Origin of the sequence: Georgfuchsia toluolica (assembly GCF_907163265.1) — a bacterium.
Lineage (GTDB): Bacteria > Pseudomonadota > Gammaproteobacteria > Burkholderiales > Rhodocyclaceae > Georgfuchsia > Georgfuchsia toluolica.
Genome location: NZ_CAJQUM010000001.1, coordinates 2,218,541 through 2,240,496 on the forward strand (window position 1 = coordinate 2,218,541; position 21,956 = coordinate 2,240,496).

Consider the following 21,956-nt stretch of genomic DNA (forward strand, 5'->3'; position numbering starts at 1 on the left):
TTACCTGCCCTGCTTGCAGTTGGCGGCAACGAAAGTGCCGCTGAACTTGTTGTTCATTGTCATCGCTCCCTGCGGTCCGTCCTGCATGTTCATCGTGGTCTCGCCACTGAAGTGTTCGGGGCTGTCATAGGTGACGGAGCCGTTGCCGGTCATCTTGTGCTTGCCGCTGCAAACCATCTTCCAGCTCGTGGTCTTGCCGCTGGTCTTGACGTCGGTCTGCTCGCATTTTTCGCCATCTTTGTCGCTGTTGGGTGGCACGCCCTTCTTCGCCTGTTCAGGCGTGATGCAGACCTTGGTCGTGACGCCCATGCCGCCTCCGGCTTGCGGTATCTTGATGCCCATCGCCTCCATCTGCTTGCGCTGGGCTTCGGGAATCGCCGGCATTGCGGGCATGCCCGCGCCGCTCGTCTGGGTGGTGAATTCCCACAGGCCGGGCTTCATGCCTTCGGCATGGGCGGAGCTGGCGCAAACGACGCTGAAACAGGCAACCAGCAAAGTGAGCGACTTCTTCATGACGGCTTCTCCTATTTGGCGGGTTTGGACCAGGAATCCTTCAGGGTGACGGCGCGGTTGAAGACCGGCGTGCCGGACTTCGAGTCTATCAAGTCGGCAACGAAGTAGCCATGGCGCTCGAACTGGAAGCGTTCTTCAGGCTTGGCATTCTTGAGCGAAGGCTCGAGTTGTGCGGTGATGACGGTTTTTGCGTGCGGATTGAGGTCGAGCAGGAAATCGCGCTCGCCCGCGCCGGGATTCGGTACGGCGAACAGCCGGTCGTACAAGCGCACTTCGCAGGCGAGCGAGTGTCTGGCGCTGAGCCAGTGGATGTTGCCCTTGACTTTGTAGCTGTCAGCGCCGGGCGTGCCGGACTTCGAATCAGGCTGCAGCTCGGCATGCACGGCGCTGATGTTGCCATTACCGTCCTTGTCGCAGCCGGTGCATTTGACGACGAAGCCATAGCGCAGTCGCACCAGGTTGCCGGGGAACAATCTGAAGTAGCCCTTGGACGGCGCCTCGACGAAGTCCTCGCGTTCGATCCAGAGTTCGCGCGAGAAGGGTACTGGGCGTTTGCCCAACTCCGGCTTCTGCGGATGGTTGGGCGCTGCGCACAGTTCTTCCTGATCGGCCGGGTAGTTGTCGATGATCAGCTTCAATGGATCGAGTACGGCAATGCGGCGTGGCGCGGTTTCGTTGAGCACTTCGCGCTGGCATTCCTCGAACACACTCATGTCGATCCATGAATCCGATTTCGAGACCCCGATGCGCTCGGCGAACAACTGGAAGCCTTCGGGCGTGAAGCCGCGCCGGCGCGCGCCGACCAAGGTCGGCAGGCGCGGATCGTCCCAGCCGTCGACGTGCTTTTCCTCGACCAGCTGGATCAGCTTGCGCTTGGAGAGCACGACGTAAGTGAGATTGAGCCGAGCGAATTCGATTTGCTGCGGCAGCGGTTTCGCGAGCAGGCCGCCTTCGGCAAGCCGCTCCAGCAGCCAGTCGTAGAAGGGGCGCTGATCCTCGAACTCCAGCGTGCAGATCGAGTGGGTGATGTTCTCCAGCGCATCCTCGATCGGATGGGCGAAGGTGTACATCGGATAGATGCACCAGCCCGTGGCGCGATGGTGCTCGGCATGGCGGATGCGGTAGATCGCCGGGTCGCGCAGGTTGATGTTGGGCGAAGCCATATCGATTTTCGCGCGCAACACATGGGCACCGTCGACGAACTCACCGGCCTTCATGCGACGGAACAGGCCGAGGTTTTCCTCGGCGCTGCGCTGGCGAAACGGGCTGTCCTGGCCCGGCTTGCTGAACGAACCGCGCTGGCTGCGCATGTCTTCGGCGCTCTGGCTGTCGACGTAGGCATGGCCTTGTTTGATCAGGCACTCGGCGGCCTCGACCATGAAGTCAAAGTAGTCCGAGGCATGGTAGAGATGTTCGCCGTAGTTGCCGCCCAGCCATTGCACCGCGCCGATGATGGCGTCGACATATTCCTGTTCTTCCTTCTCCGGATTCGTATCGTCGAAACGCAGGTGGCAAATGCCGCCGAAATCGCGCGCCAGATCGAAGTTGAGCAGGATCGACTTGGCATGGCCGAAGTGCAGGTAGCCGTTTGGTTCGGGCGGGAAGCGGGTGCGGATCCTGGCCGGGTCCGGCGCACCTGCCTGCTGCTGCGGACCGGGGCCAGGCTTGCCCGACCAGCGCCGTGATGCGTACTTGCCGGCGGCAAGGTCGGCTTCGACAATATGACGAATAAAATTAGTGGCCGGGACGGCGGTGGAGGCGTTGTGTTTTGCTGCGTCGGCCATGGTGGGCTTCAAGTAATGATTGGTGCGAAGCCGCAATTCTACCGGGTCGGATAAAATTGAGCCGATGAACTGGATCGGACTATTGGCGGTTGGCATCGGCGCCTCGTTTGGCGCTTGGTTGCGCTGGGTGCTGGGCCTGTGGCTCAACCCGCTGTTTCCGGCGGTGCCGATGGGCACGCTGGCGGCCAATCTGGTCGGCGGTTATCTGGTTGGCGCCGCCGTCACGGTGTTTCACCTCAATGTCGAACTGTCGCCGGAGTTGCGCCTGTTCTTCATCACCGGCTTTCTCGGCGGACTGACGACGTTTTCCACCTTTTCGGCGGAAGTCGTTTCCCTGATCCAGCGCGCCGAATGGGGCTGGGCGTTCGGCGCCATCGGCCTGCATGTTGGCGGCTCGCTGCTGATGACCCTGCTCGGCATCTGGACCATCCACCGACTCGCGGCGTGAATCCCCGCGAAGAACAAATTGCGGCGCGCCTGCGTTTGCGTCTTGGTGCGCGTCCGGCCATTGCCTACGACGAGGCACTGCCGGTCAATGTGCGGCGCGCCGAGATTGCCAAGGCGATCAACGAACATCAGGTCATCGTCGTCTGCGGCGAGACGGGTTCGGGCAAGACCACGCAACTGCCGAAGATCTGTCTCGAACTCGGGCGCGGCTGTGCCGGTCTGATCGGCCACACCCAGCCGCGCCGTATCGCGGCGCGCGCCACGGCTACGCGCATCGCGCAGGAACTGAAGAGCGAACCCGGCCGCTACGTCGGCTTCAAGATACGTTTTACCGACAAGGTTTCGCCTGACACCTATATCAAGCTGATGACGGACGGCATCCTGCTTGCCGAGACACAGCGCGACCCGCTGCTGCGGGCCTATGACACGATCCTTATCGACGAGGCACACGAGCGCAGCCTGAATATCGACTTTCTGCTCGGCTATCTCAAGCAGCTATTGCCGAAGCGCCCCGACCTCAAGGTCATCGTGACCTCGGCAACGCTGGATGCGGAGCGATTTTCAAAACACTTCGACGGCGCACCCGTGATCGAGGTGTCGGGCCGCCTCTATCCGATCGAAACCCGCTATTGCCCGTTTGACAATGACCGCGAGCGTGATCTCAACGACGCCATCGTCGATACGGTGAGCGAAGCGCACCGGGCGGGGCCCGGCGATGCGCTGGTATTCCTGCCCGGCGAGCGCGAAATTCGCGAGGCGGCGGAAGCCTTGCGCAAACACTCATTTGGCAAAAGTGCGCCGGGACTCGAAATACTTCCCCTGTTCGCGCGACAGACGGCGCAGGAGCAGAGCCGTGTCTTTGCCCCACACCAAGGCCGCCGCGTGGTGCTGGCGACCAACGTCGCCGAAACCTCGCTCACCGTGCCCGGCATCCGTTATGTGATCGATAGCGGCCTGGCCCGCGTCAAACGCTATTCCCACCGCAACAAGGTCGAGCAGTTGCAGGTCGAGTCGATATCGCAGGCCGCGGCGAAGCAGCGTGCCGGACGCTGCGGGCGCGTGTCATCCGGCATTTGTTTTCGCCTTTATGATGAGGAAGACTTCAACAAGCGCGCGGCCTACACCGAACCGGAAATATTGCGTTCCTCGCTCGCGGGCGTGATCCTGCGCATGAAGTCGCTCAAGCTGGGCGATGTCGAGGATTTTCCCTTCCTCGAAGCGCCGGCACCGCGCATGATCGCGGATGGCTACCAACTCCTGGCCGAACTCGGTGCGGTCGATGACGACAAGCAATTGACCAAGGTCGGCAGCGAACTGGCCAAGCTTCCGCTCGATCCCAAGGTCGGAAGAATGATTCTGGCGGCGCGCGACCGAGGCTGCCTCAAGGAAATGCTGGTGATCGCGTCGGCCTTGTCGGTGCAGGATCCGCGCGACCGGCCGCAGGAGCAGGCCGGCAGCGCCGATCAGGCGCACGCCAGGTGGAAGGATGAAAAATCCGAATTCCTCTCCTGGCTGAAACTGTGGCAGGACAGTGAAGAAATCTGGAAGCACGAGAGCAGCAACAAGCAGCGCCAGTGGTGCCGGCAGAATTTTGTCTCATGGATGCGTTTGCGCGAATGGCGCGATGTGCATGGACAACTGGCCACGCTATGCCATGAACATTCCTGGCGCGAGAACCAGTTGCCCGCTTCCTATGAGGCGATCCACAAGGCCTTGCTGACCGGCCTGCTCGGCAATATCGGCCTGAAGAGCGAGGACGAGCCGCATTACCTCGGTGCGCGCGGCATCAAGTTTTTTATCCACCCCGGATCCAGTCTGGTGAAAAAAGCCGGGCGCTGGATCGTCGTCGCCGAACTGGTCGAAACCTCGCGCCTGTTTGCGCGCTGCGTGGCGAAGATCGAGCCGGAATGGCTGGAGGAAGTCGGCACGCATCTGGTCAAGCGCCATGTCTTTGAACCGCACTGGGAGAAAGGGCCGGGTCAGGTCGCGGCCTGGGAACGCGCGACCCTGCATGGTCTTGTCATTTACGCGCGGCGGCGCATCCACTACGGTCCGCGCGATGTGAAGCTGTCGCGCGAGATATTGATCCGCTCCGCGCTGGTGAATGGCGAAGTCAATGAGGACTGGTCGCGCAAATGGAAATTCTTTCAGCATAACCGCAAGCTGATGCGCGACATCGAACATCTCGAACACAAATCGCGCCGCCCCGATGTGCTGGTCGATGAAGAGCTAATCCACGCTTTCTACGACGCCAGGCTGCCGCAGGGCATCGTCACGCTTGCCGCCTTCGAACACTGGCGGCGCGAGGCCGAGCAGGCCGAGCCGAAGCTGCTCTATCTCGAACGCGAACAACTGATGCGGCACGAGGCGGCGGGCATCACCACCGACGCCTTTCCGCCCCATGTCGACGTCCGCGGACAGAAACTCGCGCTGGCCTACAAGCACGACCCCGGCGCGGCGGATGACGGCATTACCCTGTCGGTGCCGCTTGCCCTGTTGAATCAGGTACCGGCGACGCGGTGCGAGTGGCTGGTGCCGGGGTTGCTGAAGGAGAAGGTGGTGGCGCTGTTGAAGACCCTGCCGCAAAAGTACCGCCATCGCCTGCAGCCGCTTGATGCCTTTGCCGGAGAGTTTTGCGAAAATTCTCATGACAAGGACGAACCACTGGTTCGCGCGCTTGGCACTGCGGTGGAAGAAACGCTCGCAATGAAACTGCCGCTCGACGCCTTCCGGCCCGGCGAGTTGCGGCCGCATCTGGCCATGAACTTCCGCCTGCTCGATGAGCATGGCGGGACGCTGGGGTTCTCGCATTCCCTGAACGAACTAAGGAACCAATACGGCGAACGTGTGGCACAGAGTTATGCCGCTGCGGAAATGAGCATTCCCTCCGGCACCGAGAACGAAGGGGAGCTGTTGGAACTGACCGAATGGTCTTTCGGAGAGTTGCCTGATCTGCTCGAAATCAAGGTGGCGGGAAGGACGACCGTCGGTTTCCCGGCGCTGGTGGACGAGGGAACGAGCGTCTCATTGCGCGCGTTCGACACTGAGGACAAGGCGCGCGCAATGCACCGTGCCGGACTGCGCCGTCTGTTCACGTTCGCGCTTAAGGAGCAGGTGAAGTACATCGAGAAGGGCCTGCCCGGCCTGCGCGATCTGGCCTTGCAGTTCATGGCCATGGGTTCCGAGAATGAGCTGAAGGAGCAGTTGCTGTTCGCGACGCTCGACCGCGTCTGCATGACGCCGCCGCTACCGGTGAACCGCGCCGAATTCGATGCCCGCGTGTCCGCCGCGCGTTCGCGTTTCGTCTTGGTGGCACAGGAAATCGCGCGCCTGATCGGTTCAATGCTGGCGGAATATCAGATATTGCAAAAGAAACTGGCCGCTGCGCAGAAAGCCTTCGGCCCGGCGTGCACCGATATTTCGGCACAGATCGACCGACTGCTGGCGAAGGGTTTCATCATGACGACGGATTACGAGCGCCTCTCCCAGTTTCCGCGCTACCTCAAGGCCGTCAACTTGCGCCTCGACAAGATGCGCACCGACCCCGCGCGTGATGTTCGCCTGATGGGCGAGTGGCGGGCCGTCGCCAGGGAGTTTGAGCGCGAGCACCTGCAACTACTGCGCAGCGGTGGAGCGGATGCATTTATGCAAGAATTTCGCTGGTTGCTGGAAGAACTCCGCGTCATGCTGTTTGCGCAGGAATTACGGACACCGTCACCGGTATCGGTAAAGCGGTTGCAGAAGATGTGGGATGGACGGCCGAGGTAGGACAACGAAAAGGCAATTGGCCACAGAGGACACAGAGAACACAGAGGAAGTCAAAAACATCAGACAATGAATTGAGTCTGGCAAACGGAAAGCATGTCCTTTGGTTTTTTGATTTTGCTTTTCTCTGTGCACTCTGTGTCCTCTGTGGCTAAATGGTTTAGGGGTTTTTGTGGAGGCTTTTATGGGATTCGCAGCGATCATCATCGGCGACGAAATCATTCGCGGCAAGCGCCAGGATAAACACTTCGCGAAAACCCGCGAGTTGCTGTCAGGGCGAGGATTGAGGCTCGATGTCGTAACCTACGTTGGCGATGATCCGGTCCGTCTTACCGAAGTCCTGCGGCAAAGTTTCGGTACGAACGACGTGGTGTTCAGCTTCGGCGGCATCGGCATTACGCCGGACGATCGCACGCGCCGATGCGCGGCAGATGCGGCGGGTTTGCCGCTGGAAGTGCATCCCGCTGCCGAGCGGGAGATACGTGCCATGAGCATCGAGCGAAAGCGCGAAGTGACGGACGAAATGCTCCAGTTCGGTGCTTTTCCTCAAGGCAGCCGGATAATACCGAATCCGGTTAATCGTATTCCCGGTTTCAGTTTGCGCGATCATCACTTCGTCCCCGGTTTTCCGGAGATGGCGTGGCCGATGATCGAATGGGTGCTCGATACCTATTACCGCGATCTTTTTCATCGCAAGGCCGAGGCGGAAAAATCGATCATCATCCTGGGCGGCAATGAAGGCACACTGTTGCCCTTGATGAGGCGGCTGGAGCAGGATTATGCCGGGCTGCTGGTATTCAGCCTGCCGTCGTTTGGCGACGCAACGACGCCATCGCATGTCGAACTGGGGGTGCGCGGTGATCCCGCGCAAGTAGACTCGGCATTTGAGGATATGTGCAGGGAGGTCGCTACCCTCGGCTTCAGCTACACCGTAGATAAAAAAAACCCCAGTCCTAAGACTGGGGCTTAAAACCAGTCCGTTGCGGACTGGAGGAGGAGACGGTTGATTCAGTAGTTCAGGCGGCGACCTTCTTCGACTTCGGCGTCGCGGCACCGGCAGCCTTGACCGTCGCGTTGGTAGCGGCGGCAACATTGGCTTCAGTCATTTCGGTCACTTGCTTCACGGCCTTGGCCACGCTGTCGTAAGCAGAGGTGGCGGCAGCCATGGCGGATTTCATGGCTGCAACGGCGACATCGGAACCGGCTGGGGCGTTCTTGGCGGCTTGCTCAAGCGCGGCGCTCACGGTCTTGTTCAGCTCGGCGAATTGGGCTTCAAAAACCTTGCCCACTTCTTCCTGTGTTTGCGAAGCGATTTCGTACAGGCTACGCGAATAGCTGACGGCCTTTTCAACGGCGGGCTGGGTCAGCGAGGACTGGTAGCCGATCAGTTCCTGCGGATCCTTGACGCCGAACAGGCCCTTGGCGCTGGATACGGAATCCTCGATTGCCGAACGGGCAACGTTGAGATTCAGCGCAGCCAGACGCTCGGTGCTGGCAAAAACGGTGTTGGCCAGGGTCAACAGGGTTTCGATGCCGGCCTTGTTGGCGGCGGTAATTTGGTCGGGAATTGCGTAGGCCATGATGTAATCTCCAATAAGATGTAGTCAGATGCTGTGGTTCTGAACAAAATCCGGTGATTCGATTATTGGGGCACCCTTCCGCTACTACCTCGTTCCGGGATGTTGCAATGCACCATTGATGCCAATTATAGGAGCGAAAATTGAGATGTCAACACTTTTTTGATGCGATGCAACAAAGAAGCGTAAAAAATATTTATCAATATATATCAATGTATTGATATTCTAATTTCAAGAAGAAGCTACCCTTATGTGGCCACATTTTCGCGAATGCGGAAATTAAAAAGGCGCCAGCAGGCCGCTGGCGCCTTAAACGTGTGGAAGTCCTCGTTTATTGGGCAGGTTTGGCTCCATCCTTGTTTTTGGGTTGAATGACCGCGTGTACTCGTCCGGCTTTGGGGCCTTGTGCCACCGTGCCGCCGGGACCGTTTGTGACAACGTAATTTTCCGTCCTGCCGTCATACGAAATGTATTCGCCACGCACCTCGTTGAGTCCACTACGTATCTTCGCATGGCCGAAGAGTTCCGATTTATCGGTTTTGGAATCGTTTTCGATACGGTCGGCTTCGCCCTCGATATAGTCGTCGCGGCCTTCGCGCTTCTGCCTGAACCGCGCCAAGCCGCCAGACCCGCCCGTGGCTACGCCGGCCTGATTGCCATTGGCATCCTGGGTAACAATGATCTTGTCGGCCTTGATGACCAGGGTACCTTGGGTGAATTGCACGTTGCCTTCAAAGGCATGCACTTTGCGCGCGTCGTCGACAGTGATCTTGTCCGCATCGAGGTTGATGGGTTTGTCGCGGTCGGCACGTTCGGCATGCACGGTAGTGGAGATGATGAAGACAAACAACGGAAGAAGTTTCATGTTCATGATTTTTTCACCCGGTAAAAGGTACCTTTGACTCGCCCCGAAAGGATGGTGATGCTGGTATTTCCATCGTAGCGGATGCTGTCGCCGCTGACGACGCTTTTTCCCTGCAATATGGTGGTGCGTGAATTGCCCTGTGCGATATTGTCGTCGGGAAATACCGTCAATGCCTCGGTTTGCATGACAGTCATGGGGCGATCATCAATTGACGGCTTGATCAGGCGCACGTCGCCGCGCAACAATACCTGCTTGTTGTCATGGCTGACCTGGGCCGTGTTGGCGAGCAGTTGTGTCGTTTGCTGGCCCATGAAGTAAGTCAGCTGCGGTTTGTCGACCCAGGTGCTGTTGTCATCCGGGTAATGGGTCATGCTGTCTGCCAGCATTGACTGCTTCAGCAAGCCACTGGCATCAAAATGGCGGACATCGATCTGGCTGACAATGGAATCCGGGTCGTGGCGTTTCTGCGCCTTGCGCACCGGGTCTTCCGGATTGGCCGCACGTTCCAGCCAGAAGGTCAGAGCTGCGAGCAAGGAAACCAGCGCAATGGGGAATGCGACAGTGCCGAGGCTTCTCATGCGAGGTACCGGGCCAGGGCTGGGTCCAGCTTGTTCTGCGCGGCAAGCAGGTACTCGCACACTTCACGCACGGCGCCATGCCCGCCATTGAATGGGCTGACATGATCGACGCGATCCAGCAGCAGCGGATGCCCATCCGCAACCGTGGCCGAGAATCCGCAGGCGCGTAGCAAGGGCAGGTCGACCACATCATCGCCCATATAACCCGCCTGCTCGAAGCCAAGGCCAAGCCGTGCCAGCAGATTTTCCATCGCCGCGCGCTTGTCGTCGATCCCCTGCAGCACGAGACTGATGCCGAGGTTCCTGGCGCGCTGCGTCACGATGTCCGATTCGCGCCCGGTGATGATGGCGATTTGCACGCCGGCATCGGCCAGCATCCTGATGCCGTGGCCGTCGCGCGCCTGGAAACCTTTCATCTCGTCGCCACGTGCGGAATAGTAGAGTGTGCCATCGGTGAGAACACCATCGACATCGAAGCCCATGAACGCAACGCGCGCGGCTTTGGCTACGGCATTCATCAGATGACTTTCGCCCTGAAGAGATCGTGCATGTTGAGCGCGCCGAGCAATCGGCCGCCGCCATCGAGCACCAGCAGCTGGTTGATCTTGAACTGTTCCATCATTTCCACGGCTTCGACCGCGAGCCGTTCCGGTGCAATGGACCGCGGTGTTGTGGTCATGATTTCGCCAACGCCAATCTGGCGCAGGTCGCCCCGCTTTTCCAGGGCACGGCGCAGGTCGCCATCTGTCAGTATGCCCGCCAGACAACCATCGGCATCGAGCACCACGGTCATGCCAAGGCCGCCGCGCGTGATGGAAAGCAGCGCCGCCGGAATCAGGGTATCGACTGTCACCGTCGGCACTTCGTCCACCGCCCGCATCACATCGCGCACGTGGGTGAGCAGTTTGCGGCCCAGGGCGCCGGCCGGGTGAGAGCGCGCAAAATCCTCGGGGCCGAAACCGCGCGCGTCGAGCAGTGCCACCGCGAGGGCATCGCCAAGCGCAAGGGCTGCCGTGGTGCTGGCGGTGGGGGCAAGGTTCAGCGAGCAGGCTTCTTCGGCAACACCGGCATCGAGATGCACATCTGCTTCCCTGGCCAGCGCCGAGTCCGGCTTGCCGGTAATCGCGATCAGGCGGCCGCCCTGGCGCTTGACCAGGGGAACAATCGTCAACAGTTCGTCGCCTTCACCCGAATTGGAAATGGCGATCAGCACATCGTCGCGGGTCAGCATGCCCAGGTCGCCGTGTATCGCTTCGGCGGCATGCAGGAAATAAGCCGGGGTACCGGTACTCGCCATGGTGGCTGCGATCTTGCGCGCGACATGCCCCGATTTGCCGATGCCGCTGACGATGACGCGCCCATGGCAGTGCAGGATCAACTCGGTGGCGCGGATGAAACTGGCATCCAGCCGCTGCGATAGCGCGGTGACCGCGTCGGCCTCGATACGGAGGACGCGGCGCGCCATCTCAAGCGCGCGATTCGCGTTCGGTTGTGGGGGCGTGCAGGTGGCCATGCTGAGCCTAGCGCGAAAGATATGTGGCCACGGAGCGCCCGGCAATAATCGAGCGCAGCGAGCTGAATGGTAGCCCCGCCTTGGGGCGGGGACGGGGGTGGGGGGCGTTTAATTTGCCTTTGCGTATTTTCATCATCAAGGGTGCCGTCACCGAGGCATAAGCGTTATGTATGGGCCGGAGGGCGGTTATGATGACGGTGATTATAACAATCTGCCATTGTTGCTCCGCTCGATGAACACATCGCTCGAATCCGTATTGTTCCTGCTCGCCGCCGCAGTGCTGGTGGTGGCGGTGTTTCGTTCGTTCAACCTGCCGCCGGTCATGGGTTATCTCATCGTCGGTGCGGTTATCGGCCCGCATGCGCTCAATCTCGTCGCCGATTCCGCGGGAACGCGCCAGCTCGCCGAATTCGGCGTGGTGTTCCTGATGTTCTCGATCGGCCTCGAATTTTCGCTAGCCCGCCTGCATACGATGAAGCGGCTGGTATTCGGCCTGGGCACGGTCCAGGTGGCGGCAACGATAGCCATTACCATGCTGATCACCCGCTTTGCCGACTTCGACTGGCGCGCCGGTCTGGCCTTGGGCGGCGCGCTTTCCATGTCGTCGACCGCCGTCCTGTCGCGCCTGCTTGGCGACCGGCTGGAACTCGAATCGCGGCATGGACGCGAGGTGGTGGGCGTCCTGCTGTTTCAGGATCTGGCTGTCGTGCCGCTGCTCATTCTGGTGCCCGCTATTTCCCAGCCGGGAGGCGAATGGCTTGGGGCGCTCGGCCTGGCCGTGCTCAAGGCCGCCGCTGTGCTGGGCATTGTGATTTTCTTCGGCCCCCGGCTCATGCATGGCTGGTTCTTCATGATGGCACGGCAGAAGTCGTCCGAACTTTTCGTGCTGAACGTATTGTTCATCACCCTCGGCCTGGCCTGGCTGACCGAACTGGCCGGCCTCTCGCTGGCATTGGGCGCCTTCCTGGCCGGCATGCTGATTTCCGAAACCGAATATCGCTATCGCGTCGAAGAAGACATCAAACCCTTCCGCGATATCCTGCTCGGCCTGTTCTTCATCACCATCGGCATGCTGCTCGACCTGCGCGTCGTGCTGCACAACCTGCCATGGGTGCTGCTGCTGCTGGCGGGGTTGCTGCTGGTCAAACTTGTCCTCGCCGGGCTTCTGTCACGCGTACTGGGCAGTTCGTCCGGAACAGCGCTGCGTACCGGCTTGTGGCTATGCGCCGGAGGTGAATTCGGCTTCGTGCTGCTGGCGCAGATTCGGCAACTTGATCTGGTCACGAGCGAACTCTTGCAACTGGTGCTGGCGGCAGTAGTGTTGTCGCTGCTGCTGGCGCCATTGATCGTGCATTATTCTGATCGCATTGTATTGCGCTTCGTCGCCTCGGAATGGTTGTCGCGCTCGATGCAGTTGACCGAGATTGCCGCCCTTTCGATGGGCGCCGAAAAACATGCGATTCTTTGCGGCTACGGGCGCACCGGGCAACATCTGGCGCGCTTCCTGGACCAGTCAGGAATTTCTACGATTGGGCTCGATCTCGATCCGGAGCGCGTCCGCGATGCCGCTTTGGCCGGCGAAGCGGTGAGCTACGGCGATTGCGCGCGACGCGAAACCCTGATCGCGGCAGGCCTTGCCAGAGCGCATATCGTTGTGATTACCTTCGCCGATTGCGAAGCTGCACTGCGAGTGCTGTCGCACGTGCGCGAACTGCGGCCGGAAATTCCTGTGGTCGCGCGGGCGGCCGAAGAGCGCGATGTCGCGCGTCTCACCGCCGCCGGGGCGACCGAGGTGGTGCCGGAGGCCCTTGAGTCCAGCATCATGCTGGCGACACATACACAAGCCCTGCTCGGCATTCCCATGCACAAGGTCATCCGTCGCCTGCGCGAGGTTCGAGAACAACAGTATGGCCTGCTGCGTGGCTTCTTCCACGGCGCCAGCGATACCGGAGAGCATCTGTCCGATGACGATCAGCCGCGTTTGCATTCGATCATCCTCGGTCAGGGCGCCCATGCCATCGGCAAGAGCATGACGGAGTTGCAGCTTGATGCGCTGGGCTGCTCGATATCCGCGATACGCCGTCGCGGCGCCAGTGGCAGCCGCGGCATGAATGAGATTCTTATCGAAGGCGACGTGGTGGTGCTGCTGGGCGTCCCGACCGCGCTGACGGCGAGTGAAGAGAGATTGCTGACGGGGAAATAATAAGGTCCGCAAGTCCAAAGCATAAATTCCGTTCCGCCTGAGCTTGTCGAAGGCCATTGTGCTTCGACAAGCTCAACACGAACGGTATGAACGTAGCGCTGCCCCAGGCATTTCATCAACAGCCCGGCGCTGTTGTGCGTTCGGGAGTCATGAGCAAATGAACATGATTGGTCATCAGCATATAGGCGTGCAGCTCGCAGCATTGTCGGCAAACTCCTTGAGGGTGTTCAGGTAGAACTGGTAGTTTCCTTCGGAGTAAAAGCAGACCGAACGATTGTTGCCGCGCTGAATGATGTGCCAGGGAGAGATAGCCGTGTGCGGCGGGGCATGGCGGAACCCCTGAGAATTTCAAATTATCAGAAAATAATCGTGGTCTGTCCCCTATTTCTCTTGGAAATAAAAAAGCCCGCCGGAGCGGGCTTTTGAACATTGTTCCGTTTTACAGGGATTTACATATTGTGTAATAGTTCGTTCCCTTTTCATCGTACGCTGCAGGAGCGGCTACCCCATTTATCTGAGCCAGTGTAGCTGGCGTTGTAGCCCCGGTCTGCAATACTGCCCTGATGCTGCCTGTAGATGGATTACCGTCATCGAGTTGGTTGTCTATGGCAATCGCGGCTTTGTCCGGAATATTGGACTCGCAAATAATGGGGCCCTTGAAGCCAGTGCCGGCACCGGCCGCCGATTGGAATGCATCTTGACCGTTCATGATTCCCAATACGCCGCTATAGGCGTTTTGCGGCGGTCCATCCAGCAAATTACCGGTGATGAATCCCGCTTGCCGCAAATCGACCCAAAACGTATAGCATTCATTAGTGTCGCCAGAGTTAGAGGTAAACACACAATCTGCCCCGGCGGTGTTTATGACTCCATCATGGTCACCGATGATTTTCCCTGTTCCAAAAGCGGCGTTGCTGGTGGTCCAACGCGTCGTTCCTTCATCATCTCCTGGGAGTCTTTTATATCTATCCTGATACCCATAGATGGCAGTTGTAGTCGAAGTGAAATCATTGATCACGTTCTTGATCTTGGCGCTATTGATCAGCTCCTGCCCCTTGAGCACCCCGCCCAGCAGCAGGCCGATGATGACCAGCACGATGGCGATTTCGACCAGGGTAAAACCAGCTTGTTTGCGAGGCATCTTATTTCTCCTGTAGGTGTTGCCCGGCAGGAATATAGCAGAATCCATGCCACGCGGGAAATGCTGTTTAGGATGGCGATTGGCCCGCTAATCCGCGTGAGTTGTCCGGTTTGTGGACGGTGGTGTCATGAATTTGGCCATACTCCGCTCAGGCGGGATTTCGGCCCCGCGATTAGAATCGGCCCATGAATAGCGGCGGCGATCATTTTTCTTCTCCCAAGGCAGTGCAATGGCTCCTATCCCGCCGGCAATTCCTGCTGGTGTTGATGTTCGCCTTGTTGCATCTGCGCCTGATGCCCCTCATCCCGCCGCCCTATAACCGGGTGCCGCTGCTGCTGCATTTCGCACTGTTTCTGCTCTGGCAGCCCTTCATCAATGCCCAGTCGAGGGTGAGCGCGCTGCATCTGGTATGGATCGGCATCGGCATCGTCATCGCCCTGCTCGACGCGCCATCGGTACTGCTGGTCGTGTGGCTGATCCTGCTCGGCGGCATTGTCGGCGGGCGGATATTTTTCTTCAGCCAGGGCGGGGTCAAATGGTTCTATCTGATGTCCTTGTCTTATCTGATCGTGATGCTCCTGTTTCATGTGCTGCCCCGCATCATTCCCGGGTCGGTGGCGAACGAAGCGCTGCTGTCGTGGTTGGCGGATTATGGTGGGGCGATGCTGCTGGTATTCATGGTGTTGTTGCCGGAGGGAAGCGAGCAGGGTGCGCAACGTGAAGCCATCGATCTGGTGTACAGCCTGTTCGTCACCCTCATGTTGTCGGTACTGGTGCTGGGCAGCACATCATTGATGTTGCTGCGGCAGATCGACTACATCCAGGCACTGATAACCGTGATATTTACCGCCGCCGTCATGCTGTTGATAGCCAGCTGGCTGTGGAATCCGGTTGCCGGGTTTTCGCGCCTGGGCGCAATTGCCTCGCGTTACATGCTGTCCATCGGTTTGCCCTTCGAGAAATGGTTGCGCTCGCTGGCTGATCTGGCCGAAGAAGAAGAAGATCCGCATCGCTTCCTTGATCGCGCCTGCCATAGTCTGGTGGAGCAGCTGCCCTGGGTGGTGGCATGTTCGTGGTCTGTCGGTGCAGCCCGATCCGACACCAGGACAGGTATCGAAGCCGGTGGCGTGAAAACCGTGTTCCGGCAGGGAGAACTGGCGTTGACACTGGCAACTCAGCAGAAACTGCCGCCGGTCATGGTGTGGCATTTCAACCTGGTGACCCAATTGGTGGCGCGTTTTTACAGCGAGAAAAAAAGCAGTCGTCAATTGCGTGAGATGGCCTACATGCAGGCCGTCCATGAAACCGGGGCGCGTGTCACTCACGACGTCAAGAACCTGTTGCAATCGCTGCACTCGCTGCTGTTTGTAATCGGCAGCGCAGACGATGAAGCGAATCCCAAGGCCCAACCTCTGCTGCGCCGTCAACTGCCGCTGATTACCCAGCGCCTACAGCAGACGCTGGACAAGCTGCGTGCGCCTGATGATGCCAGGGAAGAGGAATCGATGACCGGCACAAGGTGGTGGCGCGAACTGAGCGCGCGTTATGAAGGACGCGACATTAGCTTTGAACTGCACGGCGACCCGGGCGGCAAGCTTCCCTCTGCATTATTTACCAGTGCCGCCGAAAATCTTCTGCAAAACGCCCTGGAGAAGCGCGCGGTCGAGCCGCACATCGACATCGTGATAGCGCTCGACATGCGTGGCACGCAGCCCGTCCTGTCGGTACGCGACAGCGGCTCGGCCCTGCCGGACGAACTGGCACGGGATATCTGTCTCCGCCCACTAGCTTCGGAAAACGGCTTGGGCATCGGCCTTTACCAGTTGGCACGGCTGGCGAACATGGCTGGTTATGCACTCGTGTTAAGCAGCAATCTTCCAGGGAAAGTTCTCTTCAGCCTGCGGTACTGATTCAAGGTTCAAGAGGCAAGACTCAAGATAGAAGCTTGAACCCTGTATCTTGAGCCTTGCCCTTACTTTTTCGCCCGACCAGCTTGTACACCGACATGCTGCTGATGCCTTTTAGATTGATCATTTCCGGTTTTTCGAACTCGAACCGCTCATGCAGCAGGCGCCAGGTCTTGCTGTCGCAATGGATCGTGTTCGGCGCGCCTTCGGCGGTGATGCGGCTGGCAATGTTGACGGTGTCGCCCCACAAATCGTAGATGAATTTTTTCTTGCCCACCACGCCGGCGATGACCGGTCCGCTGCCGATGCCGATGCGCATTTTGAGGGGGGAGGAATTAACCATGAAATCGCGATGCAGCAGATGGCGCATTTCCATCGCCATGTCCGCAATCTTGTCGGCGTGATCCTCCGTGCCGTCCGTGATGCCTCCCGCCACCATATAGGCATCGCCGATGGTCTTGATCTTTTCCAGCCCATACTTCTCGGTCAGTTCGTCGAAGGCGGAGAAGATGCTGTTCAGCATCGTGAATACCTGGAGCGGCGTCATTCCGGCGGCGACCTCGGTGAATGCCACGATATCGGCGAACATCACCGAGGCGCTGGCATAGCCGTCGGCAATGGTTTGATTGGAATGTTTGAGTCGCTCAGCGATCGGTCCCGGCAAGGTATTCAACAGCAATTTCTCGGAACGCACCTGTTCCTGCTGCAGCAAGGCGTGAGCATCTTCGAGCGCGTGTGCGGCTTTTTGTTGTTCCTTGATCGAGTAGCGCAGCAGCGTATAGATCAGCGTTGCCACTGAGATGAAATTCAGCGCGAAGAAAACAACGCTGGTGCGAACCGGCACGCTGTGCCCGGCCAGTTCCCCGTCGGCGAGATAAAAGTCGACGAAACCGGAGAGCGCGGTGAGTACTACCCAGGCAATGAACCATGCGATCGACTCGCGTACGCCGAAGCAGAGGATGGCGCCGAAGGGGGCCAGTAGCCCCCACAGGATCACGCCGCTTGCGGTGATGAAATTGCCGATGGCCCATTGCATCGCGAATGGCGCGAACAGGAACAGGGCGAGTTGACTGGCGCGGAAGAAATCGAAATTTTCCGTCTTGATATACAGCAACAGATTGCCGACCAGCGCCAGTTCGAAAACGAGCGACCAGGTGGAGTCGAACTGGGGCCCGAGTATCCAATACATCGACAACCACACCATCGAGCCGAAACTGAACAGCCCGGTCGCGAATACCAGCAGGGATTTGTTGATTCGTTCCTGCTCGCTGTCACCGGGCTTGATACCCGCGTTGCGTATGCGTTCCGTGAAGGACTGCACAACGTCAGGAGGCGGAGCGTGGTTCATGGAAGATGGAATACCTGGATGCTCTCGGGGGATATGCGAGCCGGTTGCAAGTGTCTCAGGAAATGATGGTGAGGGTCAAGGCGGCGTTTTTCGGGACAAATAAGGTCTTTTGCCATCGCGTTGCAGCGCTGCATCAAGCGCGGGAACCGAAACGATCCAGGTGGCGCTGCGGGCAAGTCCTAATCCCTGCATTTTGAAGATTCAAGTTTCAAAATACAGAATCCGGGTGGCGAGTTCAAGGTAGCTTGCCGGCGGCGATCATGCGATTCATCAAGATGCTGGGGGATACCCAGATCAACTGGTCGTCGATGCTGGTGTTGCTGACGAAGCTATCATCCCCATTGGCATTTTCCAGCTCGTCACCTGTTGCGCCGGGAATCTGAATCCCGCTGGTTGTCCATGCCCCGACACCGTTTTTGCCGTGGGAAAGGGCGACAACCGGCACGTTGCTGGCCAATGCAGTGCCGCCGGATGTGGCATATATCGTGATGTCGCCTGCAGAACAAAGCGCAAATGCGGCGGATGTTGGAGGAGTAGTGGGTGAGCAACCTCCACCGAAAGCGTTTTGTCCGCTTGCGACGCGGGCGAAGCGTGTCGTAACACGGTACGTAAAACGATTTCCCCAAACGTCTGTTTCGGGTAGCCCGAGAGTGGCCCAAGGCAGCACCCCGGTTACACCTCCAGGCACGTTCTCATTGCATGCTGTGGCGCCGATGGCGGCTATGCCGCTGGTAACGGCGGAACAGGCACAGGGTCCGCCGGCCGCAGTAACTGCTTCTACCCCGGCGTTGGCCGTCGCGGTGGCGATGTTGCGCTGGGCCGGACAGGGTAACCGTCCATTGGCGGCAGCAAAACCGATTAGTGCTTCACGAATGTCGTTGAGGGTTTTTTGGTTATCGTTGAGATAGCGGCTGTCATATTGCGCAGACAGCGGCATCATCAATCCGCCCAGCAGCAGGCCGACGATGACCAGCACCACCGCTAGTTCCGCTAATGTGAAGCCCTGCTGTCTTTCATGTGTTTGGATTTTGATAGTCCGGCTCATTTGAGATAGCGAAATAACTATGGCTTAGCGAGACAGTGCCCCAAAATTCTGGAGGGTAATTACCTGGTCGCTGGCTCCTTGGGCATTGGTAAACCCTATCCTGATCTTTTGCAATGCTTCGGGATCCGACGTGGCGCCGGTCGGCAGGTCCAGCGTGGTGAAGGCGTCTGAAACAGTTGTTGCCAGACTACCGGATGTGCTTGAGATGAAATCCTGGGTGATGTTTTGCAGATCGGCAAGTTGCGCCGCAGTAGGGCTTTTTACCAACCATGCCTTGATGTTATAGCTTCCCTGATGCGCGGAAGCATCGTAGGAGCGCACGATATCGATTCGCACATGCACGGTAATGCCGGTGACCAAGACGCCACTGCCCGACGGCGTTGGACCAAGGTTGCCGGATACGCCGGTGGAGGCGGGGTCGTCAACCCGGTTTTTCGGATTTGATGGATAGCCGGCAACCGTATTGATAGCGCCATGTATGTTGTCATCATTATCGGCTGAGATATTGTTGTTGCCCCAATATACCAAAGCCGCATGACGGTAGCCCGGACCACCTTGAGAACTTGAAGATGTGGATGTCGTTGTATGGATTTCAAGTCCTATCTTGGGCGGGTCTATCGGCGAGGATACCCCATTGTTCCCCGCGTACCCCAGATACTGATCGGAACGGCCACAAGGTGCAGTCGAAGCGGGGTACTTGATAGCATCGATGATCGAAAGGGTGAAACCGCGCCCGCTGTTGCTGATGACGAAGTTGAAATAAGTTCGCAGCCCAGCGCCGAAAGTCAACACGTCGTTCGACCATGCACAACCGAACAGATTACTGGAGGAATAGCCATTGTTTGTCGTGATGTCCACTTTACCCAAAGTAATATTCTGGCCGGAAATGGTGACCAGATTCGTGGGCGCAGCCTCCAGGAAATTGGTGAGGCTACAATTGAAAGTAATGGGTTTTGCGCTGCTGGGCGCCAGACAGACTCCCACGTCGGCCGCTCCACTTGAATAGGCAGAGGTGCCGCTAAAGAGGTTGGAAGTACCATTGGCGAGGCCAAGCGCGCCTTTGCCATCGCCATTTGTTGCCCCGTCAGTTTCGAATAAATCTGTCAACTGAGTCGGTTGCACCGGGCGCGGTCCCCCGGCGGGGTTCTCTGCACCGAACAGCAGTGCGCCGTTACAACTCTGCCCCCCTACGTTCAGGCAATAGCCGCAGAGATTGCTGCAAACGACATAGCGGTACTGATTGCTCCAATTGTCGAGAAAAGTATTCAGGATATTGTTAGGGTCGCTGCTGATGGTCAGGCTCGGTAATGTGCCTACATAGCCTGCATAGGGCGTCGGGCCGCTAATGGTGGCGTAATCGGTAGCAGGTAGCGCGCTTGCTGGCGCGGCACTCGTTACCAGATCGGTGTTGATTTTTGCTGTCAAAGACGTTGCGGCCGCTGTCGATAGCGCGTTGACTCCGCCTTGGTCGCTACGCTTTTTGACCCTGTCGAAAATCTCCTTCGGCGTAATCCATGTGATCTGGTCATTGTTGCTGACGCCGTCGATGGTTCCTCTGGTCACGATCAACGGACTGGCTGTTGAGTTGCCATTTGAATCGAAAGCCGCGGATTCCAGATAGGCTGCCCAGACGGCTTTGCCGTTATTGCCACAGACGTTGTTGGAGTTGCCTCCCCGGCCCGTGGCATTGACAGTCAGCGGGGGGGACGCCGCGAAGATCACTGCCACCGCGCCGCCCTCGATGCCGTCGGCTGGGTCGGCCAAGACCGTCGTGCCGTCGCTATCGAAGATTTTGATCTGCCCTCGCGTATCCCAGTTCATCGGCTCCACTTTGTTCATGCTGGCTTTCTGGCCGGGCGACACCGCATACCAAAGACATTCGCCGCTGGCGTCGCGTAGATCACCGAGGCCAAGTGTTTTATAGGGCAACAAGCCGACCACGGCTTGGTCGGAACCTCCGCAAGTGCCGTCGGTATTGGACGTTTCCGCAGCTCCATCGCCATCTGCGTCAGGGCACGGAAGATAACCAAAGACCTCCCCTGCGTGCGTGTCGCGATAAGTCGCGGCATATCCGATCAGTGCTTCCTTCGCCTGCAACAGCGTGGCTTGGGTATTCTGCGAACGGCCCCACTTCATGCTTACCACATCAAGTTGACTGACGAGGGTAAACAGGATGCCCATCGTCACCAGCACTAGCATGATAAGGAGGGCATAACCGCGTTGCTGCGAACGGCCTGCTGAGTGCGGCGAGATATGTCGCCTCATGAATGTCCCTCTCAGCGTCGCCCGGGTAGCGGGTTGACCTCGATTCGGCCGCCGTCGAGGCCGTCGTTGATTTCCTGCGTGGCGCGATTGATTTTTTGTCCGACGCGCAGACTGGTCTGGTGTTCATTGCTCTCGGTCAGCCTGGCCCGGCCCGGATCGTTGGGCGCAACGCGCGTCTCGACGCCAAGACTGCTGTTATCGTTCTGGGCCTGGCCGTTGATCCAGATGGTCTTTTTCCCTGTACTGCGCACAACCACGCCATCCAGTCGAATGGTTGCCCCTTCCAGGGTTTTTTGTTCCTGCAGGTTGAATTGGCGCTGCTGTTCGAGCATGGCGCGACGTTCAGGCGTCAGGAACAGGCGACCGAGCTTTTCTTCCGCCTGCGCCCATGGCGCAAGAATTGCCAGCGCGACCAGGATCAGCGCGGCACGGTGCGGAGTTTTCATGATTTCTCCCGCACGGTGATCCAGTCGATGTCGCATTTTGCGCGCAACTGGGCCGTTGGACCGGCGGCGGGTGGCGCTGCGCCCGCCCGCTCGATGTCGCAGTGGTTGACGCGGATGTAGCCCTGGATGCCGTTACGCAGATCGGATAGCAGTCCGAGCAGGTCGTCCTCATGCAAGAGCGCCATTTGCAGTTTCATCGGGCTGGCCATGATGTCGAAAGCATTGCCGCTGGGGGCGACCACGTCTGCCTTGATGGGTTGCTGCGGCCCAAGTTCGTAATTCAGATCGAGCAGCTTGTGCGCCTCCTTGATCTTGCGGATTTTTTCGATCCAGTCGAGGCGATGTTCCTGACCGATGATGCCGCGCGATTGTAGGGCCTGGTAGACTACGATCTTTTCCCGCAGCGTCGACGCTTCTTCGGCGGCGCGCGCAACCTTGCTGCGCGCCGTGTCTTTGGCTGTCTTTGCTTGCTGGTTGGCCTTGTTGGCATCGTTCACCGCCTTGCCGGAAAGGGCGGCGATGGCAGCTCCGGCAGCCGCGAGCACAATAAACAGCACGA

General features: G+C 58.8%; 18 protein-coding genes. 5 read left to right on the forward strand and 13 right to left on the reverse strand.

The genetic code is table 11. The annotated features are described in order from the left end of the window. Both K5E80_RS10440 and K5E80_RS10445 read right to left on the reverse strand, forming a co-directional pair. Positions 1-513, reverse strand: coding sequence for a DUF3617 domain-containing protein (locus K5E80_RS10440; RefSeq protein ID WP_220636092.1), 513 nt, complete (start codon positions 511-513; stop codon positions 1-3). An 11-nt stretch (positions 514-524) separates the two neighbouring features. Beyond that, the gene (locus K5E80_RS10445; RefSeq protein ID WP_220636093.1) at positions 525-2,297 is read right to left on the reverse strand and encodes a glutamine--tRNA ligase/YqeY domain fusion protein; all 1,773 of its coding nucleotides are present in this window, start codon (positions 2,295-2,297) and stop codon (positions 525-527) included. A 64-nt stretch (positions 2,298-2,361) separates the two neighbouring features. On the opposite strand from K5E80_RS10445, the gene crcB reads away from it, so the two are divergent. From crcB to K5E80_RS10460, 3 genes are all read left to right on the forward strand, one after another. Continuing rightward, positions 2,362-2,745, forward strand: coding sequence for a fluoride efflux transporter CrcB (gene crcB, locus K5E80_RS10450; protein ID WP_220636094.1), 384 nt, complete (start codon positions 2,362-2,364; stop codon positions 2,743-2,745). Then, on the forward strand, positions 2,742-6,512 hold the full coding sequence (gene hrpA, locus K5E80_RS10455; protein ID WP_246590941.1) for an ATP-dependent RNA helicase HrpA: 3,771 nt from the start codon (positions 2,742-2,744) through the stop codon (positions 6,510-6,512). Before crcB ends, hrpA begins: the two co-directional genes overlap by 4 nt. Positions 6,513-6,693: 181 nt before the next feature. After that, the gene (locus K5E80_RS10460) at positions 6,694-7,479 is read left to right on the forward strand and encodes a competence/damage-inducible protein A (RefSeq protein WP_220636096.1); all 786 of its coding nucleotides are present in this window, start codon (positions 6,694-6,696) and stop codon (positions 7,477-7,479) included. Between the two features lie 46 nt (positions 7,480-7,525). Here the strand turns inward: K5E80_RS10460 and K5E80_RS10465 are convergent, their stop codons facing one another. From K5E80_RS10465 to K5E80_RS10485, 5 genes are all read right to left on the reverse strand, one after another. Continuing rightward, positions 7,526-8,089 carry a phasin family protein gene (locus K5E80_RS10465; protein WP_220636097.1) on the reverse strand — a complete coding sequence of 188 codons (564 nt, stop codon included), beginning with the start codon at positions 8,087-8,089 and terminating at the stop codon, positions 7,526-7,528. 328 nt (positions 8,090-8,417) lie between these two features. Continuing rightward, on the reverse strand, positions 8,418-8,957 hold the full coding sequence (lptA, locus tag K5E80_RS10470; RefSeq protein WP_220636098.1) for a lipopolysaccharide transport periplasmic protein LptA: 540 nt from the start codon (positions 8,955-8,957) through the stop codon (positions 8,418-8,420). Further along, the gene (gene lptC, locus K5E80_RS10475) at positions 8,954-9,529 is read right to left on the reverse strand and encodes an LPS export ABC transporter periplasmic protein LptC (RefSeq protein ID WP_220636099.1); all 576 of its coding nucleotides are present in this window, start codon (positions 9,527-9,529) and stop codon (positions 8,954-8,956) included. The genes lptA and lptC overlap by 4 nt, the downstream gene beginning before the upstream one ends. After that, positions 9,526-10,047: a KdsC family phosphatase gene (locus K5E80_RS10480; protein ID WP_220636100.1), complete on the reverse strand. Its 522-nt coding sequence runs from the start codon at positions 10,045-10,047 to the stop codon at positions 9,526-9,528. Before K5E80_RS10480 ends, lptC begins: the two co-directional genes overlap by 4 nt. Then, the gene (locus K5E80_RS10485; RefSeq protein ID WP_246590942.1) at positions 10,047-11,042 is read right to left on the reverse strand and encodes a KpsF/GutQ family sugar-phosphate isomerase; all 996 of its coding nucleotides are present in this window, start codon (positions 11,040-11,042) and stop codon (positions 10,047-10,049) included. The genes K5E80_RS10480 and K5E80_RS10485 overlap by 1 nt, the downstream gene beginning before the upstream one ends. A gap of 232 nt (positions 11,043-11,274) precedes the next feature. Here K5E80_RS10485 and K5E80_RS10490 point away from each other — a divergent pair, with 232 nt between their 5' ends. Continuing rightward, entirely contained in the window at positions 11,275-13,245 is a 1,971-nt protein-coding gene (locus K5E80_RS10490; protein ID WP_220636101.1) for a monovalent cation:proton antiporter family protein, read from the forward strand. Positions 13,246-13,684: 439 nt separating this feature from the next. Here the strand turns inward: K5E80_RS10490 and K5E80_RS10495 are convergent, their stop codons facing one another. Then, a complete protein-coding gene (locus tag K5E80_RS10495; RefSeq protein ID WP_220636102.1) occupies positions 13,685-14,386 on the reverse strand; it encodes a prepilin-type N-terminal cleavage/methylation domain-containing protein in 702 nt (233 codons plus the stop codon). Between the two features lie 185 nt (positions 14,387-14,571). Between K5E80_RS10495 and K5E80_RS10500 the strand changes: the two genes are divergently transcribed. Next, positions 14,572-16,296: an ATP-binding protein gene (locus K5E80_RS10500; protein WP_220636103.1), complete on the forward strand. Its 1,725-nt coding sequence runs from the start codon at positions 14,572-14,574 to the stop codon at positions 16,294-16,296. Positions 16,297-16,318: 22 nt separating this feature from the next. Here K5E80_RS10500 and K5E80_RS10505 read toward each other — a convergent pair whose 3' ends face one another. The 5 genes from K5E80_RS10505 to K5E80_RS10525 form a co-directional block, all read right to left on the reverse strand. Beyond that, positions 16,319-17,641 carry an adenylate/guanylate cyclase domain-containing protein gene (locus K5E80_RS10505; protein WP_220636104.1) on the reverse strand — a complete coding sequence of 441 codons (1,323 nt, stop codon included), beginning with the start codon at positions 17,639-17,641 and terminating at the stop codon, positions 16,319-16,321. Between the two features lie 235 nt (positions 17,642-17,876). Beyond that, positions 17,877-18,686: a prepilin-type N-terminal cleavage/methylation domain-containing protein gene (locus tag K5E80_RS10510; RefSeq protein WP_220636105.1), complete on the reverse strand. Its 810-nt coding sequence runs from the start codon at positions 18,684-18,686 to the stop codon at positions 17,877-17,879. A 24-nt stretch (positions 18,687-18,710) separates the two neighbouring features. After that, on the reverse strand, positions 18,711-20,951 hold the full coding sequence (locus K5E80_RS10515) for a hypothetical protein (RefSeq protein WP_220636106.1): 2,241 nt from the start codon (positions 20,949-20,951) through the stop codon (positions 18,711-18,713). Between the two features lie 11 nt (positions 20,952-20,962). Beyond that, positions 20,963-21,397 carry a hypothetical protein gene (locus tag K5E80_RS10520; protein WP_220636107.1) on the reverse strand — a complete coding sequence of 145 codons (435 nt, stop codon included), beginning with the start codon at positions 21,395-21,397 and terminating at the stop codon, positions 20,963-20,965. Continuing rightward, positions 21,394-21,954 (reverse strand): hypothetical protein, encoded by a 561-nt coding sequence (locus K5E80_RS10525; RefSeq protein ID WP_220636108.1) that lies wholly within the window; start codon positions 21,952-21,954, stop codon positions 21,394-21,396. Before K5E80_RS10525 ends, K5E80_RS10520 begins: the two co-directional genes overlap by 4 nt. Positions 21,955-21,956: the final 2 nt, after the last annotated feature.

Excerpts from the sequence above, each read along its gene's own strand:
- K5E80_RS10440 (WP_220636092.1), bottom strand. The coding sequence starts at position 513 with ATGAAGAAGTCGCTCACTTTGCTGGTTGCCTGTTTCAGCGTCGTTTGC.
- K5E80_RS10445 (WP_220636093.1), bottom strand. The coding sequence starts at position 2,297 with ATGGCCGACGCAGCAAAACACAACGCCTCCACCGCCGTCCCGGCCACT.
- crcB (WP_220636094.1), top strand. The coding sequence starts at position 2,362 with ATGAACTGGATCGGACTATTGGCGGTTGGCATCGGCGCCTCGTTTGGC.
- K5E80_RS10460 (WP_220636096.1), top strand. The coding sequence starts at position 6,694 with ATGGGATTCGCAGCGATCATCATCGGCGACGAAATCATTCGCGGCAAG.
- K5E80_RS10465 (WP_220636097.1), bottom strand. The coding sequence starts at position 8,089 with ATGGCCTACGCAATTCCCGACCAAATTACCGCCGCCAACAAGGCCGGC.
- lptA (WP_220636098.1), bottom strand. The coding sequence starts at position 8,957 with ATGAACATGAAACTTCTTCCGTTGTTTGTCTTCATCATCTCCACTACC.
- lptC (WP_220636099.1), bottom strand. The coding sequence starts at position 9,529 with ATGAGAAGCCTCGGCACTGTCGCATTCCCCATTGCGCTGGTTTCCTTG.
- K5E80_RS10480 (WP_220636100.1), bottom strand. The coding sequence starts at position 10,047 with ATGAATGCCGTAGCCAAAGCCGCGCGCGTTGCGTTCATGGGCTTCGAT.
- K5E80_RS10485 (WP_246590942.1), bottom strand. The coding sequence starts at position 11,042 with ATGGCCACCTGCACGCCCCCACAACCGAACGCGAATCGCGCGCTTGAG.
- K5E80_RS10490 (WP_220636101.1), top strand. The coding sequence starts at position 11,275 with ATGAACACATCGCTCGAATCCGTATTGTTCCTGCTCGCCGCCGCAGTG.
- K5E80_RS10495 (WP_220636102.1), bottom strand. The coding sequence starts at position 14,386 with ATGCCTCGCAAACAAGCTGGTTTTACCCTGGTCGAAATCGCCATCGTG.
- K5E80_RS10500 (WP_220636103.1), top strand. The coding sequence starts at position 14,572 with ATGAATAGCGGCGGCGATCATTTTTCTTCTCCCAAGGCAGTGCAATGG.
- K5E80_RS10505 (WP_220636104.1), bottom strand. The coding sequence starts at position 17,641 with ATGAACCACGCTCCGCCTCCTGACGTTGTGCAGTCCTTCACGGAACGC.
- K5E80_RS10510 (WP_220636105.1), bottom strand. The coding sequence starts at position 18,686 with ATGAGCCGGACTATCAAAATCCAAACACATGAAAGACAGCAGGGCTTC.
- K5E80_RS10515 (WP_220636106.1), bottom strand. The coding sequence starts at position 20,951 with ATGAGGCGACATATCTCGCCGCACTCAGCAGGCCGTTCGCAGCAACGC.
- K5E80_RS10520 (WP_220636107.1), bottom strand. The coding sequence starts at position 21,397 with ATGAAAACTCCGCACCGTGCCGCGCTGATCCTGGTCGCGCTGGCAATT.